Annotated in this window: 16 protein-coding genes and 1 pseudogene; 10 read left to right on the forward strand and 7 right to left on the reverse strand. The window is 61.7% G+C overall.

The genetic code is table 11. The features are described 5' to 3' along the window. Nucleotides 1-187 precede the first annotated feature (187 nt). On the forward strand, nucleotides 188-823 hold the full coding sequence (locus tag HFO99_RS15530) for a LysE family translocator (protein WP_222362143.1): 636 nt from the start codon (nucleotides 188-190) through the stop codon (nucleotides 821-823). A gap of 115 nt (nucleotides 824-938) precedes the next feature. Here HFO99_RS15530 and alr read toward each other — a convergent pair whose 3' ends face one another. After that, the gene (gene alr / locus HFO99_RS15535) at nucleotides 939-2,102 is read right to left on the reverse strand and encodes an alanine racemase (protein WP_222362144.1); all 1,164 of its coding nucleotides are present in this window, start codon (nucleotides 2,100-2,102) and stop codon (nucleotides 939-941) included. 94 nt (nucleotides 2,103-2,196) lie between these two features. On the opposite strand from alr, the pseudogene HFO99_RS15540 reads away from it, so the two are divergent. From HFO99_RS15540 to HFO99_RS15550, 3 genes and pseudogenes are all read left to right on the forward strand, one after another. Then, nucleotides 2,197-2,953: pseudogene (locus HFO99_RS15540) on the forward strand (AraC family ligand binding domain-containing protein). A gap of 67 nt (nucleotides 2,954-3,020) precedes the next feature. Continuing rightward, nucleotides 3,021-3,725, forward strand: a complete 705-nt coding sequence (locus HFO99_RS15545; RefSeq protein ID WP_222362145.1) for an AzlC family ABC transporter permease — start codon at nucleotides 3,021-3,023, stop codon at nucleotides 3,723-3,725. After that, nucleotides 3,722-4,024 (forward strand): AzlD family protein, encoded by a 303-nt coding sequence (locus tag HFO99_RS15550; RefSeq protein WP_222362146.1) that lies wholly within the window; start codon nucleotides 3,722-3,724, stop codon nucleotides 4,022-4,024. The genes HFO99_RS15545 and HFO99_RS15550 overlap by 4 nt, the downstream gene beginning before the upstream one ends. Nucleotides 4,025-4,048: 24 nt before the next feature. Here HFO99_RS15550 and HFO99_RS15555 read toward each other — a convergent pair whose 3' ends face one another. The 6 genes from HFO99_RS15555 to HFO99_RS15580 all read right to left on the reverse strand — a co-directional run bounded on the left by HFO99_RS15555 (nucleotide 4,049) and on the right by HFO99_RS15580 (nucleotide 9,755). Then, nucleotides 4,049-5,545, reverse strand: a complete 1,497-nt coding sequence (locus tag HFO99_RS15555) for a replicative DNA helicase (RefSeq protein ID WP_063474885.1) — start codon at nucleotides 5,543-5,545, stop codon at nucleotides 4,049-4,051. A 375-nt stretch (nucleotides 5,546-5,920) separates the two neighbouring features. Continuing rightward, entirely contained in the window at nucleotides 5,921-6,499 is a 579-nt protein-coding gene (rplI, locus tag HFO99_RS15560) for a 50S ribosomal protein L9 (protein ID WP_011651241.1), read from the reverse strand. A 22-nt stretch (nucleotides 6,500-6,521) separates the two neighbouring features. Beyond that, complete coding sequence (locus HFO99_RS15565; protein WP_065279470.1) at nucleotides 6,522-7,508, reverse strand: DUF2232 domain-containing protein; 987 nt, start codon at nucleotides 7,506-7,508, stop codon at nucleotides 6,522-6,524. A 159-nt stretch (nucleotides 7,509-7,667) separates the two neighbouring features. Continuing rightward, nucleotides 7,668-7,916, reverse strand: coding sequence for a 30S ribosomal protein S18 (gene rpsR / locus HFO99_RS15570; RefSeq protein ID WP_003547038.1), 249 nt, complete (start codon nucleotides 7,914-7,916; stop codon nucleotides 7,668-7,670). 14 nt (nucleotides 7,917-7,930) lie between these two features. After that, entirely contained in the window at nucleotides 7,931-8,398 is a 468-nt protein-coding gene (gene rpsF, locus HFO99_RS15575; protein ID WP_003547040.1) for a 30S ribosomal protein S6, read from the reverse strand. 313 nt (nucleotides 8,399-8,711) lie between these two features. Then, nucleotides 8,712-9,755: an aldo/keto reductase gene (locus HFO99_RS15580; RefSeq protein ID WP_222362147.1), complete on the reverse strand. Its 1,044-nt coding sequence runs from the start codon at nucleotides 9,753-9,755 to the stop codon at nucleotides 8,712-8,714. A 214-nt stretch (nucleotides 9,756-9,969) separates the two neighbouring features. Between HFO99_RS15580 and fabD the strand changes: the two genes are divergently transcribed. From fabD to HFO99_RS15610, 6 genes are all read left to right on the forward strand, one after another. Then, nucleotides 9,970-10,914 carry an ACP S-malonyltransferase gene (fabD, locus tag HFO99_RS15585; protein ID WP_222362155.1) on the forward strand — a complete coding sequence of 315 codons (945 nt, stop codon included), beginning with the start codon at nucleotides 9,970-9,972 and terminating at the stop codon, nucleotides 10,912-10,914. Nucleotides 10,915-10,965: 51 nt separating this feature from the next. Then, nucleotides 10,966-11,703 carry a 3-oxoacyl-[acyl-carrier-protein] reductase gene (gene fabG, locus HFO99_RS15590; RefSeq protein ID WP_222362157.1) on the forward strand — a complete coding sequence of 246 codons (738 nt, stop codon included), beginning with the start codon at nucleotides 10,966-10,968 and terminating at the stop codon, nucleotides 11,701-11,703. Between the two features lie 285 nt (nucleotides 11,704-11,988). Beyond that, nucleotides 11,989-12,225 (forward strand): acyl carrier protein, encoded by a 237-nt coding sequence (locus tag HFO99_RS15595; protein WP_003547058.1) that lies wholly within the window; start codon nucleotides 11,989-11,991, stop codon nucleotides 12,223-12,225. Between the two features lie 93 nt (nucleotides 12,226-12,318). Further along, nucleotides 12,319-13,581 (forward strand): beta-ketoacyl-ACP synthase II, encoded by a 1,263-nt coding sequence (fabF, locus tag HFO99_RS15600; protein ID WP_027665256.1) that lies wholly within the window; start codon nucleotides 12,319-12,321, stop codon nucleotides 13,579-13,581. 185 nt (nucleotides 13,582-13,766) lie between these two features. Then, a complete protein-coding gene (gene mltG / locus HFO99_RS15605) occupies nucleotides 13,767-14,984 on the forward strand; it encodes an endolytic transglycosylase MltG (RefSeq protein WP_222362159.1) in 1,218 nt (405 codons plus the stop codon). A gap of 18 nt (nucleotides 14,985-15,002) precedes the next feature. Then, a complete protein-coding gene (locus tag HFO99_RS15610; protein WP_222362162.1) occupies nucleotides 15,003-15,890 on the forward strand; it encodes a YicC/YloC family endoribonuclease in 888 nt (295 codons plus the stop codon). Nucleotide 15,891: the final 1 nt, after the last annotated feature.

Here is a 15,891-nt window from a genome sequence, read left to right on the forward strand (position 1 = left end):
CACCGAATCATTGTCGCGCTTGAGATAATGGCTATCGAGACGGATCAAAACTAATGATTTCCCCATCAGCGCACCCATGCCTATCCTTTGCATCTGGCGCATCGGGCCGATGCGAGGATTGAAAGTGTTACGGCGCCCTTTGCGCGTCTGAAAAGACGCGCGACGCTGTAATCCGGGAATAGTGAAGATGTTCGATTATTCGTTTGCTCACTGGCTTGCATTTCTGTCGGCGGCGGTTCTGCTCAATCTCTCGCCCGGTCCCGATATCGCTTTCATCCTCGGCCACACGATGAGAAGCGGAAAACGCGCCGGTTTTTCCGCGCTGTTCGGCGTCTGGTCCGGCGCCTGTCTGCATGTGCTGATGGCGGCACTCGGCCTCTCGGCCATACTTGCCGCTTCCGCCGTCGCCTTCTCGACAGTCAAATGGATCGGCGCCGCCTATCTCGTCTGGCTCGGCATTCAGGCTTTGCGCTCCGGTGGCGGCGATGGCCTGATAAAGGCCGTCGGTGAAAGATTGCCGGTGGCAAGGATTTACCGGCAGGGAATCCTGGTATCGCTGCTCAATCCGAAAGTGGCGATATTCTTCCTGGCCTTCCTGCCGCAATTCGTCGTCGAACGGGCAGGGCCGGCATGGGCCCAGCTCCTGCTGCACGGTGGGCTCATCATTGTCGTTGCCGCCTTCATCGAACCACCGCTCATCCTTCTCGGAGGGCGCCTTGCTGACGCGATCAGGCATAATCAAAAAATCGGACTCTGGCTCGATCGCGGCCTCGGTGCGCTTTTCCTCGCGCTCGGCGTCCGTCTCGCCCTCAGCAGCCGCTGAACATGATGCCGAAAAGTGTAAGCGGTTTTCGGACGACATCATGCTCTAACTATTTAATGTAACAGGATTCAGATTTTAGGCCGACCCGGCCTAAAATCATCCTGTTCTAGGAAGGCTATTCCTCGGCCACATATCGCCGCTCGTGGCGGAGGCCCATGCTGGTCAGGATCTCGTATCCGATCGTGCCTGATGCCCGCGCCACATCGTCCACCGGCATGTTCTTTCCGAACAGTTCGACATAATCCCCGGCGCGGACGGCGTTGTCAGGCAGGTCGGTGATGTCGAAGATCGTCAGGTCCATGGTGATCCGGCCGGCAACCGGAACCTTGTGGCCGGCGATGAAACCTTGCCCGCCTTGCGGCACCACCTGGCGCAGCGGCACGCCGCCGCTCGACTGGCTGCGCATATAGCCGTCGGCATAGCCGGCCGAAGCGATCGCCAGCCGGCTTTTGCGGCGAAGCTGCAGCGCCCGCCCATAGCTGACGGTCTCGCCGGCTTCGACGCTGCGTACCTGGATGATGCGCGCTTCCGCCGTCGCCACCGGCCGCATCGGGTTGGCCATGCCGCTGACCGCTTCGCCGCCATAGAGCGCGATGCCGGGGCGGGTCAGGTCGAAGTGATAATCCTCACCGAGAAAGATACCGGCCGAGGCGGCAAGACTTGAATCGATGCCTTCATAAGCGGCGCTAACCCTGTGGAATGATTCGAGCTGTTGCCGGTTCATCGCATGGGCGGGATCGTCGGCGCAGGCGAGGTGGCTCATGACAAGCACAGGCGCGAAGCTCGCCGGCCGCGAGACGTCGTCCGCGAGCGCGATCGCATCGTCGATATGCAGTCCGAGCCGATTGAAGCCGGTATCGACATGCAGTGCGCAGGGGTAGTCGCCGTAATCGGCAAGCACCGCCATCCAGAAGGCGAGCTGTTCGTCGGAGGAAATCACCGGCACCAGATCATTGTCGAAGAAGCGCCGCTCGGTGCCCGGCCAGATGCCGGAAAGCACGAAGATGCGCGCCTCGGGCGCATAGAGGCGAAGTGTTACGCCCTCGTCGACGGTCGCGACGAAGAAGTCGCGGGCGCCGGCCATATACAGCGCTTCGCCGGCATCCTCGATGCCCATGCCGTAAGCATCCGCCTTGACGACCGCCGAGGCGCGCGCCGCACCGGAGCGGCGCGCCATGTCGCGCCAGTTCTCCGTCAATGCGCTCAGATCGACGGTCAGCCGCAGGCCCGCGGAAGCGAAAAGATCGTCGTCTTCGAAGGGGATAGGAAAATCTGTCATGAATCGCCGTAGAGAATCGAAGGAAACCACCTCGCCCAGTCTAGAGAGCATTGTGGCCAAGAAAAAGCGGAAGCGGGCAAATACCTTCCGCGACATGGAATGCCTGAGCGCCACCTTCCTGACGCATGAATATGCGCCGCATGCGCATGATACCTTCAGCATCGGCGCGATAGAAAGCGGCAGTCAGATCGCCACCCTCAGCGGCAGGCGGGAGGAAACCGGGCCTGGCGACCTTTATCTGATCGATCTCGGCGTCATCCATGACGGCGCTCCCGGCGGCGAGGGCTACCGCTACCGCATGATCTATCCCGACATGAAGCTGTTCGTCCATATTCTGGAGGATGTCACCGGCAAGGCTTTTGCCGTCCTTCGCCGGCGGGCTTCCACGCGATCCGCAACTCGCCAATGCCTTTCACGCCGCTCATCGAACGCTCGAGAGTGGCGCAGGCGCGCTGGAATCCGATGAGAGCATGTTCTCGGTGCTGGCGGCGATCTTTGCGCGCCACGGCAGCGCCATCATCGTTCCAATCGATACGCAGGAGCGCAGCGCGGTCGCTCGCGCCCGCGACTACCTGATCGAGAATTTCGACAGCGATGTCGGCCTCGATGAACTGGCCGGCGTGGCGAGGTTGAGTCGCGCGCACCTCATCCGCGCTTTCCGCAAGGAATATCACATCACGCCGCACGCCTTCCTGACAGATCGGCGCGTGCAGGTGGCCCGCCGGCTGCTGCGGCAGGGGCGTGCGCCGGCCGACATCGCGCTCGAATGCGGGTTTGCCGACCAGGCGCATTTCACACGGCACTTCAAAGCACGCACGGGCGTGACACCAGGCCAATTCCGCACGGGCTGATCACTTTTGTTCAATACTGCCGTTTCGGGCTGGGCTAAGCCTGCGCGATCCCAATCAGGAGGTTGCCATGTTGCAGCACAGCCGGCGATCCGGCGAATTTATTGCCGGAACGCGTGCCATTTTTCCTCTTGTTGTCGCCGTCCTGCCGATCGGTCTGGTCTTCGGCGCGGTCGCCGCCACCAAGGGCCTTTCACCGCTGGAAACGACGCTGATGAGCGCGCTTGTCTTCGCAGGCGGTTCGCAATTCGTCGCCATGGACATCTGGACGCATCCGGTAAGCTGGGTCGGCGTCGGCTTCGCGGCCCTTCTGGTCAATATCCGCCACGTGCTGATGAGCGCGTCGATCGGCACGAAGATGCAGTCCTTCTCCGGCGTCAAACGCTATATCGCCATGCTCTTCCTTGCCGATGAGCTCTGGGCCATGGCGGAGTTCCGCGCCGGCAACACGCGGCTGACGCCCGCCTGGTATGCCGGTATCGTCACGCCCTTCTATCTCGCCTGGGTCGGCTCGTCGCTGACCGGCGCACTGCTCGGCGCCTTTCTCGGCAACCCTGCCGTTATCGGCCTCGACTTCGCCTTTCCGGCTGTCTTCATCGTGCTCGTCATGGGCTTCTGGAAGGGGCCGGAAACCGGCGCGGTCCTTGCTGCAAGCGGTGTCGCATCCGTGGCGGTCCACCACTTCGTGCCCGGCGTCTGGTATATCGCCGCCGGTGCGCTGGCCGGGCTGGCAACGGCCCTCTGGCAGGGCAGGGCGCGGGAGCAGGCGGCATGACGCTCGATCTCAACACCTTAATCGCCATCCTCGCAATGGCCGCCGCAACGGTCTTCACCCGTGTCAGCGGCCTGGTATTGATCCGGCATGTCGAGATGGATGAGCGCCGGAGAACCACGATCGAGGCCATTCCGCCGGCCGTGCTGATGGCCGTCATCGCCCCGACCGCCTTTGCTACCGGCTGGGCGGAGACGCTGGCCTGCGCGATAACTGCGATCGCAGCACCCCGCCTGCCGATGCTCGCGAGCGTCGTGGTTGGCGTCGCAATGGTCGCCCTATTGAGGGCTGTGGGTCTCTAAAGAAATTGACCCGGCAATACCGCGTCAATGTTCCTCATATTGGGTGAAGGAGGGATCGGCGAGATCGGCAAAGCGCGTGAATTCCGCCTGGAAAGCGAGCTTCACCGTGCCTGTCGGCCCGTGGCGCTGCTTGGCGATGATGACGTCGGCCGTGCCCTTCACCTTGTCGAACAGCGCTTCCCATTCCGGATATTTCGGATCGTGGATGTCGCGCGGCTCCGAATTCTTGACGTAATATTCCTCGCGGAACACGAAGAGCACGACGTCGGCGTCCTGCTCGATCGAGCCGGATTCGCGAAGGTCGGACAGCTGCGGCCGCTTGTCGTCGCGGCTTTCGACCTGACGCGAGAGCTGCGAAAGCGCGATGATCGGAACGTTGAGCTCCTTGCCGAGCGCCTTGAGGCCGGTGGTGATCTGGGTGATTTCCTGCACGCGGTTGTCGCTGGATTTGCCCGAGCCGGTCATCAGCTGAATGTAGTCGACCACGAGCACGTCGAGGCCGCGCTGGCGCTTCAGACGCCGCGCGCGGGCCGAAAGCTGGGCGATCGAGATACCGCCGGTCTGGTCGATATAGAGCGGCACCTTCTGCATCATCATCGAGCAGGCGACGAGCTTTTCGAAATCGGCATCGTTGATGTCGCCGCGCCGAATCTTCGAGGAGGAGACTTCCGTCTGCTCGGAGATGATACGGGTGGCGAGCTGTTCGGACGACATTTCGAGCGAGTAGAAGCCGACGACACCGCCGTTCTTCGCCTTCATGCTGCCGTCCGACTGGACTTCGCCTTCGTAGGCGGCGGCGATATTGTAGGCGATGTTTGTAGCAAGCGAGGTCTTGCCCATGCCGGGACGTCCGGCAAGCACGATCAAGTCCGACCGCTGCAAACCACCCATCTTGGAATCCAGCGAATGGATGCCGGTGGAAATGCCGGAAAGCCCGCCGTCGCGTTCCTTGGCGACGGCCGCCATATCGATGGCGAGCGCGACCGCATCGTTGAAGGCCTGGAAGCCGCCGTCGTAGCGGCCGTTTTCCGCCAGTTCGAAGAGGCGGCGTTCGGTATCCTCGATCTGCGACTGCGGCGGCATGTCGAGCGGCGCGTCATAGGCGATGTTGACGACGTCCTCGCCGATGGTGATCAGCGCCCGGCGCAGCGCCAGGTCGTAGATCGCCCGGCCGTAATCCTCGGCATTGATGACGGTGACGGCATTGCTGACGAGGCTCGCCAGATATTGCGAAACCGTCATGTCGCCGACCTTCTCGTCGGCTTTCAGGAAGGTCTTGATCGTCACCGGATTGGCGATCTTGCCCATGCGGATGATATCGCCGGCAACTTCAAAGATCTTCCGGTGCAGCGGTTCATAGAGATGGATTGGCTTCAGGAAGTCCGACACCCGGTAATAGGCGTCGTTGTTCATCAGGATCGCACCCAGAAGCGCTTGCTCGGCTTCGATATTGTTGGGTGCTTCGCGATAATGCTGCTCCGACGGGGCAACAGCTGCAATCTTTCGAGCGGCGTCGTTCATCATCATCCGTTCTGTCTTTTTCCAGCTCCGGATTTGCAATTCCGGACGCGAAAATCAAGAGGCTACGAAAGGAGCGGGGGCTCGCTTCGCCTAAATCCTGAACGCTGTGCACGTTGTTCGACTTCTCCACAGTCTTGGGCGACACAAAGGAGAAATACTGGCAGTGTCACCCGCACGACACGGTATGGCGCCGACTCAGCCCATCCGCTTCGGAGAATGTCATTTTAGCGCGATGCGATAAGGCACGCAGCAAAAACATCCGGAAGATCCCCTTAAAAAAAGCGAACCGATCGGCAGCTCACATCGAGGGGGTGGAAACGAAAAAGCCCGGCGCGGTGGCCGGGCTTTCCTTCACGCGGATCGCTCCGACGAGAATTATGCTTCGTCTTCGTCGACGCCATCGGCTTCCGGATCGAAGAAGTCTTCCGGACGCAGCGCGTCTTCGTCGACGCCGTAGATCGCGTCGACCGAGGTGAGTTCTTCGCCCTTGGACTGGCGCTCTGCCTCTTCGGCAGAACGGGCAACGTTCAGCTCGACGTGAATTTCGACTTCGGCATGCAGCTGCAGCTCGACCTTGTGCAGGCCGATCGACTTGATCGGCGTGTTGAGGTGAACCTGGTTGCGGCCGATGTTGAAGCCTTCGGCGCCGAGAATATCGACGACGTCACGGGCAGCAACCGAACCGTAGAGCTGGCCGGTTTCGCCGGCGGAGCGTACGACGATGAAGGACTTGCCGTCGAGAACGTCGGCGACCGTCTGGGCTTCCGACTTGCGCTCCAGGTTGCGGGCTTCGAGCGTTGCGCGCTCGGCTTCGAAGCGGGTCTTGTTGGCGGCGTTGGCGCGCAGCGCCTTGCCGAGCGGCAGCAGGTAGTTGCGGGCAAAGCCGTCGCGAACCTTTACGGTTTCGCCCATCTGGCCGAGCTTGGAGATGCGTTCGAGAAGGATGACTTGCATTTTCTTTTTCCTTTCTTGTGTCTCAGATTTTCGTATCGGATTGTTTGGGGGCATCAGCATCTTTCGTCGGGGTCAGTGCGATCGCCTTGCGCGTATCGCTGAGACCGAGGACGAGGATGAGGAGAGCTGGCAGCAGCATGAGCATCGAGCCCAGATAGCAGAGGATGAGGGCCGGTATGCGCCAGTCCTTGCCGCGCGTGCGGAAATGCAGCGAGGCGAAACCGGAAAGCATGAAACCGGCACCGAAGGCGCCGATCACGGTCGCGCCGACCAGTGCCGGAACGCCGCCGAAAAAGCAGGCGGCAAGCCCGGCCAGGAAGATGAAGATCGAGTTGCGGTTCATCCGCAGCGACGAGGGAATGTCCTCGCGCGGGCGAAGGCCGCGGCCGGAGGCTGCAACGATGCGCACGGCAAAATAATAGGCGGCAAACAGCATGCTGACCCACATGCCGCCCTGCAAAGCCGGCAGCATCAGCAGGATCAGCGACTTGGTCTGCGCGGTCGCTGCCGGATCGGGCATGAATTCCGGCTGCTGCTGCTTGAGCGAGGTGATCAGCAGATCGACGATCGGATCGGTAATCTCAGGCCCGTAGCCGATGATCACGCCGATGACGATGACGGCGAGCGTCACCAGACCGCAGAGATGCAGCAGAATATCGGAGAGCGGATACCAGGCAAGCAGATGGTCGGGTCCGCCGAGTTCGGCGGCCGGACGCGCCAGATTTGCGAGATGGCTGAGCCAACCGGCCGGCAGCAGTGTCACCATCGTCATGATCAGCGCGAAGGAAGGCGAGATCAAGATCGCGCCGAGTGCCGCGGCGCTGACGACGGCCGAGATCGCGGCGGTATTGCCCCAGCCGAGCCCGACGATCAGGATCGGCAGAGCCGAGGCCGTGTAGAGAAGCGCGCTGAAAAACGACGGCTGCATGCTCGCGCCCAGCACCAGCAGGGCGGCGGTCAATCCGGCGAGTGCGCCGATCAGCAGCGTTTTAATGTTCGGTCGTTTCAAGGTCGCTGTCCTGCTTCATCAAGCAGTTAGAGGATGTTGCTGAATCAGATTCAGAAACGTCTCAACATGGGTTTTAAGAGTTCCGATCCGCGCCCATCGCGGAAGGGAGAAGGGAAGGCACGAATGCCTTCCCTCAAGGGTGTGTGCGTCGGTCGATGATCAGGCGACGACGTAGGGCAGCAGGCCGAGGAAACGGGCGCGCTTGATCGCTTGGGCGAGTTCGCGCTGCTTCTTCTGGGAAACGGCCGTGATGCGGGACGGAACGATCTTGCCGCGCTCGGAAATGTAGCGCTGCAGCAGGCGTACGTCCTTGTAGTCGATCCGCGGCGCATTGGCGCCGGAGAACGGGCAGGTCTTGCGGCGGCGATGGAACGGGCGGCGGACCGGAGCGGAGGAAGTTTCAGACATATCTCAGATCTCCCTTATACACGGTCTTCGCGCGGACGGCGCGGACGGTCGTCGCGGTCGCCGAAGCCACCTTCACGCGGCGGACGCGGGCCGCGGTCGCGATCGCCGAAGCCGCCTTCACGCGGGCCACGGCCGCCTTCGCGCGGACGGTCGTCACGGTCGCGCTTCTGCATCATGGCAGACGGACCTTCTTCATGCTTCTCGACGGCGATCGTCATGTAGCGAAGAACGTCTTCGCTGATGCGCATCTGACGTTCCATTTCCTGGACGGCAGCAGCCGGTGCATCGATGTCCATCAGGGCGTAGTGCGCCTTGCGGTTCTTCTTGATGCGGTAGGTGAGGGACTTGAGGCCCCAGTTCTCGATACGCCCGACTTTACCGCCATTCGCTTCGATCACACCCTTGTACTGTTCTACGAGGGCATCGACCTGCTGAGCGGAAATATCCTGCCGGGCAAGGAATACATGTTCATAAAGAGCCATGACAGCTTTGCCTTTCTTGCGTTTGGTTCAACCCGATATTCGGCGGCTAAGCCTCAACGACTGCTCCTGATTGGGCGGACCCAGGCAAGAAAGCGTTTCCGAGACGGTCGAGAGCGGAGACACGGGAGGCTGGAACGCTTCCGTTCCGAACGATTTCCGTGAGGAAACCGGCCCTCCGTTCAGCCACCAGCCAGAAGACCGGGTTAACGAACAGGGCGGCTTATACGGATTTTTTGGGCAAAGGCAAGCGCAATCGGACACCCACCCGATGCCGGCCAATGGTCGGCATCGGGCAGGCGCCAGACAAATAGGATCAAAGCGTCAGCGGATACTGCCGGTGCACCTTGGCGATTTCCGCCAGAATCTCGTTCGAAAGCGTAATATCTGCCGCGCCGATATCGATTTTCAACTGCTCCATCGACGTCGCGCCGATGATGACCGAGGCCATGAAGGGACGGGACAGGCAGAAGGCGAGCGCCATCGCTGCCGGGTCGAGGCCGTATGTTGCGGCGATCTCCAGATAGGCTTTGGTCGCCGGCTCCTGCAGCGGTTGCAGGCGGCCGCCGATATCGTGGTTGATCGAACCGCGCGAACCTTTCGGCCTGCCGCCGTCGATATATTTGCCGGACAGGATGCCGCCGGCAAGCGGCGAATAGGCGAGCAGCCCGACATCCTCATGATGCGAGAGTTCGGCGAGATCGAGGTCGAAATGGCGGCAGAGCAGGTTGTATTCGTTCTGGACGCTGGCGACCCGCGGCAGGCTCTTCTGTTCGGCGAGCGTCAGGTATTTCTGTATGCCCCAGGTGGTTTCGTTGGAAAGGCCGATCGCGCGGATCTTGCCTTCCTTCACCAGCGCACCGAGCGTTTCCAGGATGTCCAGCATATTGGCGACGGCCTTGTCGCGATCCTGGGTGAACGGATTGTAGTTCCAGTTCTGGCGGAAATGGAAATGGCCGCGGTTCGGCCAGTGGATCTGGTAGAGGTCGACGTAGTCCGTCTTCAGCCGCGTCAGACTGGCCTCGAGCGCCAGGCGGATATTCTTTGCATCGGCACCTTCGCCGCCGCGCAGATAATCGCGGCCGCGGCCGGCGACCTTGGTGGCGAGCACGATATCGCCGCGCTTGCCGGTCTTATTGAACCAGCTGCCGATATAGTCTTCGGTCCAGCCCTGTGTCGCGGCCGAAACCGGGGTGGTCGGATAAAGTTCGGCCGTATCGAAGAAATTGACGCCCTTTTCGACGGCGTAATCCATCTGCGCATGCGCATCGGCTTCGCTGTTCTGCGAGCCCCAGGTCATGGTGCCAAGGCAAATCTCTGAAACGGAAATATCGGTGCGGCCTAGTGAATTGTACTTCATGGAAAAACCTTGGGAGAGAGGTGAAAGCCTTGGGGAGGTCCGGGCAAATCTAGGCTGGATTTGGCGGAGCGCAAGAGCAAAAGCCGGGCTTTCGCGCCCGCGCGAAAGGCTTTGCGGAGAATGAGCCGCTACTTGACTCTGCCGGAAAGAATGTCAATTGGAGGCAAAACAGCCTCATGGGGCGCAATCAGGGGCATGAGCCAGGGACACGAGAATGACCATTGCTTTCACTTTTCCCGGTCAGGGCAGTCAAGCCGTCGGCATGGGCAAGGACCTCGCCGAGAATTTCGCGGAAGCCCGCGCCGTTTTCCAAGAAGTCGATGAGGCGCTCGGTGAAAAGCTTTCGGACGTCATGTTCAACGGTCCCGAGGATACGTTGACCTTGACTGCGAACGCCCAGCCGGCGCTGATGGCCGTCTCGATCGCCGTCGTCCGCGTATTGGAGGCCAAGGGGCTGGATCTGAAGTCCAAGGTCGCCTACGTCGCCGGCCACTCGCTCGGCGAATATTCGGCGCTTTGCGCCGCCGGCACCTTTTCGCTCGCCGACACCGCGCGGCTGTTGCGCATCCGCGGCAACGCCATGCAGGCGGCCGTTCCCGTCGGCGTCGGCGCCATGGCCGCGATCATCGGCCTCGAACATGCCGACGTCGTTGCCGTCTGTGAGGCAGCGGCCGCCGTTGGCGCCTGCCAGATCGCCAACGACAATGGCGGCGGCCAGATCGTCATCTCGGGCGAGAAGGCAACCGTCGAAAAGGCGGCCGCCCTTGCGACCGACAAGGGCGCCAAGCGCGCCATTCTGCTGCCGGTCTCTGCTCCGTTCCATTCGACGCTGATGGCGCCTGCCGCCGACGCCATGCGCGAAGCGCTGGCAACGGTCGCCAAGTTCGACCCCGTCGTGCCTCTCATCGCCAATGTCCGTGCCGCCCCGGTGACCGGCGCCGACGAGATCGCCAGCCTGCTGGTCGAGCAGGTGACCGGTCAGGTCCGCTGGCGTGAGACGGTGGAATGGTTCGCCGGAAATGGCGTGACGACGCTTTATGAACTCGGTTCCGGCAAGGTGCTGACCGGCCTTGCCCGCCGCATCGACAAGACGATCAACGGCATCTCCGTCAACGGTCCGGCGGATATCGACGCGGCCGTCGCCGCCCTCATGGCCTGATTGGTATCCCCGGACACCGGATTTGGTGTCCCTGTTATAAGGAACGTTTCCATGTTCGATCTTTCCGGCCGCAAGGCTCTCGTCACCGGCGCATCGGGCGGTATCGGCGAGGAAATCGCCCGCCTTCTTCATAAGCAGGGCGCCATCGTCGGCCTGCATGGCACCCGCGTCGAGAAGCTGGAAGCGCTGGCCGCCGATCTCGGCGAGCGCGTCAAGATCTTCCCGGCGAACCTCTCAGACCGCGATGAGGTCAAGGCGCTCGGCCAGAAGGCCGAGGCCGACCTCGAAGGCGTCGACATCCTCGTCAACAATGCCGGCATCACCCGCGACGGGCTGTTCGTACGCATGAGCGACGAGGACTGGGACTGCGTCCTCGAAGTAAACCTGACGGCGACCTTCCGCCTGACGCGCGAATTGACGCATCCGATGATGCGGCGCCGCTATGGCCGCATCATCAACATCACCTCCATCGTCGGCGTCACCGGCAATCCGGGCCAGGCCAATTACTGCGCCTCCAAGGCCGGTATGATCGGCTTCACCAAGTCCCTGGCGCAGGAGATTGCCACCCGCAACGTGACGGTCAATTGCGTCGCACCGGGCTTCATCGAGAGCGCCATGACCGGCAAGCTGAACGACAAGCAGAAGGAAGCGATCATGGGAGCGATCCCGATGAAGCGCATGGGCACGGGCGGCGAGGTGGCTTCGGCGGTCGCTTACCTTGCGTCCTCCGAGGCTGCTTATCTGACGGGCCAGACGCTGCACGTAAACGGCGGCATGGCGATGATCTGAAACGACAAACTGTTGGCGTGTGAATAATTCCGCCAATAGCATGTTGAGCAATCACGAACCGTTGATTTTCTGGCTTTGCGGCAGACATAAAGCATGTTAAGCGGGCCATGACTGTGAACAGTCGTCCCGAGAAAGCAGACGGACCGGCGGGCTTTTTGCAAGCCTGGGACATCTCTGAAGCCGGGTAAACGAGTTTGCCGAGATGTCTGAAAACATCGCAGGCTGAAACAGGGTAGGGGTGCCGCGATGGCATTCCGATCAGGACATAAGGTCGAGGAAACCGACATGAGCGATATCGCAGAACGCGTAAAGAAAATTGTTATTGATCATCTTGGCGTCGACGCCGACAAGGTCGTCGAGAGCGCCAGCTTTATCGACGATCTGGGCGCTGACTCGCTCGACACGGTCGAACTTGTCATGGCTTTCGAAGAAGAATTCGGCGTTGAAATTCCTGACGACGCTGCCGACTCGATCCTGACGGTCGGCGATGCAGTGAAGTTTATTGAGAAGGCCCAGGCCTAATCCTGTGAATTTGAGAAAGGGCGGGCCTGGAGTCCGCCCTTTTCTTTTCGGCATATTTCTCCATAGAACATAAGAGACGGGGGAAAGCACGCGATGAGACGTGTCGTCATCACCGGTACCGGCATGGTATCACCCTTGGGATGCGGAACCGAGGTGACGTGGTCCCGGCTGCTTGCCGGTCAGAACGGCGCCCGCCTCGTCACCGAATTCGAGGTCGATGACCTTCCCGCCAAGATCGCCTGCCGTATTCCTATCGGTGACGGCACCGACGGCACCTTCAATGTCGATCAGTGGATGGAGCCGAAGGAGCAGCGCAAGGTCGATCCCTTCATCATCTACGGCATGGCCGCCGCCGACATGGCGCTTGCCGATGCCGGCTGGCATCCTGAAACCGATGAGGACCAGATCGCCACCGGCGTGCTGATCGGCTCCGGCATCGGCGGCATCGAAGGCATCGTCGAGGCGGGTTACACCCTGCGCGACAAGGGCCCGCGCCGCATCTCCCCCTTCTTCATTCCCGGCCGCCTGATCAACCTCGTCTCCGGCCAGGTCTCGATCCGCCACAAGCTGCGCGGACCCAATCATTCGGTCGTCACCGCCTGCTCGACGGGCGCGCATGCGATCGGCGATGCCGCGCGGCTGATCGCGCTGGGCGACGCCGACGTCATGGTCGCCGGCGGCACGGAATCCCCCGTCAGCCGCATTTCGCTGGCAGGCTTTGCCGCCTGCAAGGCGCTATCGACCCAGCACAATGACGACCCGCAGAAGGCTTCGCGCCCCTATGACCGCGACCGCGATGGTTTCGTCATGGGCGAAGGCGCCGGCATCGTCGTGCTTGAGGAGCTGGAACACGCCAAGGCGCGCGGCGCCAGGATCTACGCCGAAATCGTCGGCTACGGCCTGTCGGGCGACGCTTATCACATCACCGCGCCCTCCGAAGACGGCGAGGGCGCCGGCCGCTGCATGGCGATGGCGCTGAAACGCGCCGGGCTGACGCCGGCCGATATCGACTACATCAATGCCCACGGTACCTCGACCATGGCCGACATAATCGAACTCGGCGCCGTCGAGCGGCTGGTCGGCAATGCGGCGTCGAAGATCTCCATGTCCTCGACCAAGTCGGCGACAGGACACCTTCTCGGTGCTGCCGGCGCCATCGAGGCGATCTTCACCACGCTCGCCATCCGCGACAATATCGCGCCGCCGACGCTCAACCTCGACAATCCCGAACGTGAGACGGCGATCGATCTTGTTCCGCACAAGGCGCGTGAGCGGGACATCAATGTGGCGCTGTCCAACTCGTTCGGATTCGGCGGCACGAACGCGTCGCTCGTATTGCGCCGTTACGCGCAATAAGAGTCCTGCAAGCGCGGTGTGACGGGTCTCCCTTGCACCGCAAACCGGCCGTCCTCTACGTTGCGTAAGGGGGCGTGCGAAAGCATCACGACGGGCAGCGGCGTCGTTGAACGGCGGCAGAACCTGCTTTTGCCGCATTGCTTCGCGAAATAGCGAAGTGAGGATCAAGTTTTAGAGGATTGCCGGTGAGCGATACGACGAACCAGAGCAACGATACCCAGGCGCAGAAGGGACCGATCATCCCGAAGTCGCCGAGCGAAGCCCTGCGTCCGGAGCGCGTTCCGGAGCCGCCGAAGCGGTCCAAGAAAGCCCGCGGTCAGGTCGTTCTTTTCCTGAACTTCATCATGACGATGGCCGTTCTGGTCTGCGTCGTCGCCGTCATCGGCTTCTACTACGCCACATCGACCTATCGGAATCCCGGTCCGCTGCAGACCAACACCAATTTTATCGTCCGCAACGGCGCTGGTCTGACCGAAATCGCCTCGAACCTCGAGCGCAACGCGATCATCAGCGATGCCCGCATCTTCCGCTATCTCACCGCAACGCATCTGTCTGCGGGTGAGAGCCTCAAGGCGGGTGAATACGAGATCAAGGCGAGGGCTTCCATGAGCGATATCATGGAGCTACTGAAATCGGGCAAGTCCATTCTCTATTCCGTTTCCTTCCCCGAGGGCTTGACGGTCCGCCAGATGTTCGACCGCATGCTGCAGGATACTGTGCTGGAAGGTGACCTGCCGGCCGCACTGCCGACCGAGGGCAGCCTTCGTCCGGATACCTACAAATTCTCGCGCGGCACCAAGCGCTCGGAAATCATCGACCAGATGGCGGCTGCGCAGCAGAAGCTCGTCGATCAGATCTGGGACAAGCGCGACTCCTCGCTGCCGCTGCGATCCAAGGCGGAATTCGTGACACTCGCCTCGATCGTCGAAAAGGAAACTGGCGTTCCCGACGAGCGTGCGCATGTCGCCTCCGTTTTTCTGAACCGGCTCGGCAAGGGCATGCGCCTGCAGTCTGATCCGACGATTATTTACGGCCTCTTCGGCGGCGAAGGCAAACCGGCCGACCGACCGATCTACCAGTCGGACCTGAAGCGGGATACACCTTACAACACTTATGTCATCAAGGGTCTGCCGCCATCGCCGATCGCCAATCCCGGCAAGGATGCGCTGGAAGCCGTCGCCAATCCCTGGAAGACGCAGGATCTCTATTTCGTCGCCGACGGTACAGGTGGCCATGTTTTTGCTGCGACGCTCGAAGAGCACAATGCCAACGTCAAGCGCTGGCGTAAGCTCGAAGCCGATAAGGGCTCGGACCCGAACATCGCAGTCGACGGCCAGCCGGAAGAGCAGCCGGCGGATAATGGCGCGACCGTCGTGCCGCCGAAGAAAAAGAAGATCAACTGATACTTTCGGGAGGCTCGGATGGCTTTACAGTCCATGACTGGTTTTGCGCGGCGCGAGGGAACGAGCGGCCGCTGGCGCTGGGCATGGGAACTGCGCTCGGTCAACGGCAAGGGCCTCGATCTGCGCCTGCGCCTGCCGCCCGGCCTCGAACGCATGGAGGCAGAGGTCCGCCGCCTTGCCGGCGAAAGCTTCAGCCGCGGCAACCTGCAGGCATCGCTATCCGTCACCGCCGACGAGAACCGTTTCGAGGCGGTGCTGAACAAGCAAGCGCTTGCTGCCGTGCTGGCCATGCGCGAGCAATTGGACGGTGTCATCGACCCGGCGCCGCTGAAGCTCGATACGCTGCTTCTGGTGCGCGGCATCGTGGAATTCCGCGAAAGCGAGGATGGCGAGGAAGCGCTTGCCGCCCGTGACGCCGATATCGCTGCCGGCCTACTGGCCGCGCTTGCCGATCTGAGAGCAATGCGCGAACAGGAAGGATCGGCGCTGTCCCGTATCCTCCTCGACCATGTCACGACGATCGAAAACCTGACACGGACGATCGAGGCCGATCCGTCGCGCTCGCCGCAGGAGATCGCCGCGCGGCTGGTCGCGCAGGTCGCTTTGTTGATGGACGGCATGGCCGCACTCGACCGCGACAGGCTGCATGCCGAAGCCACACTGCTGGCGACCAAGGCGGATTTGCGTGAGGAAATTGATCGTCTGAAGGCGCATGTCGCCGCGGCGCGCGATCTCCTGGTGAAAGGTGGCCCCGCCGGGCGCCGGCTGGACTTCCTTGCACAGGAATTTAACCGCGAATCGAATACCATCTGCTCGAAGTCGAATGCCTCGGCGGTCACCGCTGCCGGCATCGAGCTGAAAGTCGTGATCGACCAGTTCCGCGAGCAGGTCCAGAATTTGGAGTAAG

The sequence above is a fragment of the Rhizobium leguminosarum genome (genome assembly GCF_019798305.1).
Taxonomy (GTDB): Bacteria; Pseudomonadota; Alphaproteobacteria; order Rhizobiales; family Rhizobiaceae; genus Rhizobium; species Rhizobium leguminosarum_U.

Coding starts and splice junctions, on each gene's coding strand:
- HFO99_RS15530 (WP_222362143.1), top strand. CDS start 188: ATGTTCGATTATTCGTTTGCTCACTGGCTTGCATTTCTGTCGGCGGCG.
- alr (WP_222362144.1), bottom strand. CDS start 2,102: ATGACAGATTTTCCTATCCCCTTCGAAGACGACGATCTTTTCGCTTCC.
- HFO99_RS15545 (WP_222362145.1), top strand. CDS start 3,021: ATGTTGCAGCACAGCCGGCGATCCGGCGAATTTATTGCCGGAACGCGT.
- HFO99_RS15550 (WP_222362146.1), top strand. CDS start 3,722: ATGACGCTCGATCTCAACACCTTAATCGCCATCCTCGCAATGGCCGCC.
- HFO99_RS15555 (WP_063474885.1), bottom strand. CDS start 5,545: ATGAACGACGCCGCTCGAAAGATTGCAGCTGTTGCCCCGTCGGAGCAG.
- rplI (WP_011651241.1), bottom strand. CDS start 6,499: ATGCAAGTCATCCTTCTCGAACGCATCTCCAAGCTCGGCCAGATGGGC.
- rpsR (WP_003547038.1), bottom strand. CDS start 7,916: ATGTCTGAAACTTCCTCCGCTCCGGTCCGCCGCCCGTTCCATCGCCGC.
- rpsF (WP_003547040.1), bottom strand. CDS start 8,398: ATGGCTCTTTATGAACATGTATTCCTTGCCCGGCAGGATATTTCCGCT.
- HFO99_RS15580 (WP_222362147.1), bottom strand. CDS start 9,755: ATGAAGTACAATTCACTAGGCCGCACCGATATTTCCGTTTCAGAGATT.
- fabD (WP_222362155.1), top strand. CDS start 9,970: ATGACCATTGCTTTCACTTTTCCCGGTCAGGGCAGTCAAGCCGTCGGC.
- fabG (WP_222362157.1), top strand. CDS start 10,966: ATGTTCGATCTTTCCGGCCGCAAGGCTCTCGTCACCGGCGCATCGGGC.
- HFO99_RS15595 (WP_003547058.1), top strand. CDS start 11,989: ATGAGCGATATCGCAGAACGCGTAAAGAAAATTGTTATTGATCATCTT.
- fabF (WP_027665256.1), top strand. CDS start 12,319: ATGAGACGTGTCGTCATCACCGGTACCGGCATGGTATCACCCTTGGGA.
- HFO99_RS15610 (WP_222362162.1), top strand. CDS start 15,003: ATGGCTTTACAGTCCATGACTGGTTTTGCGCGGCGCGAGGGAACGAGC.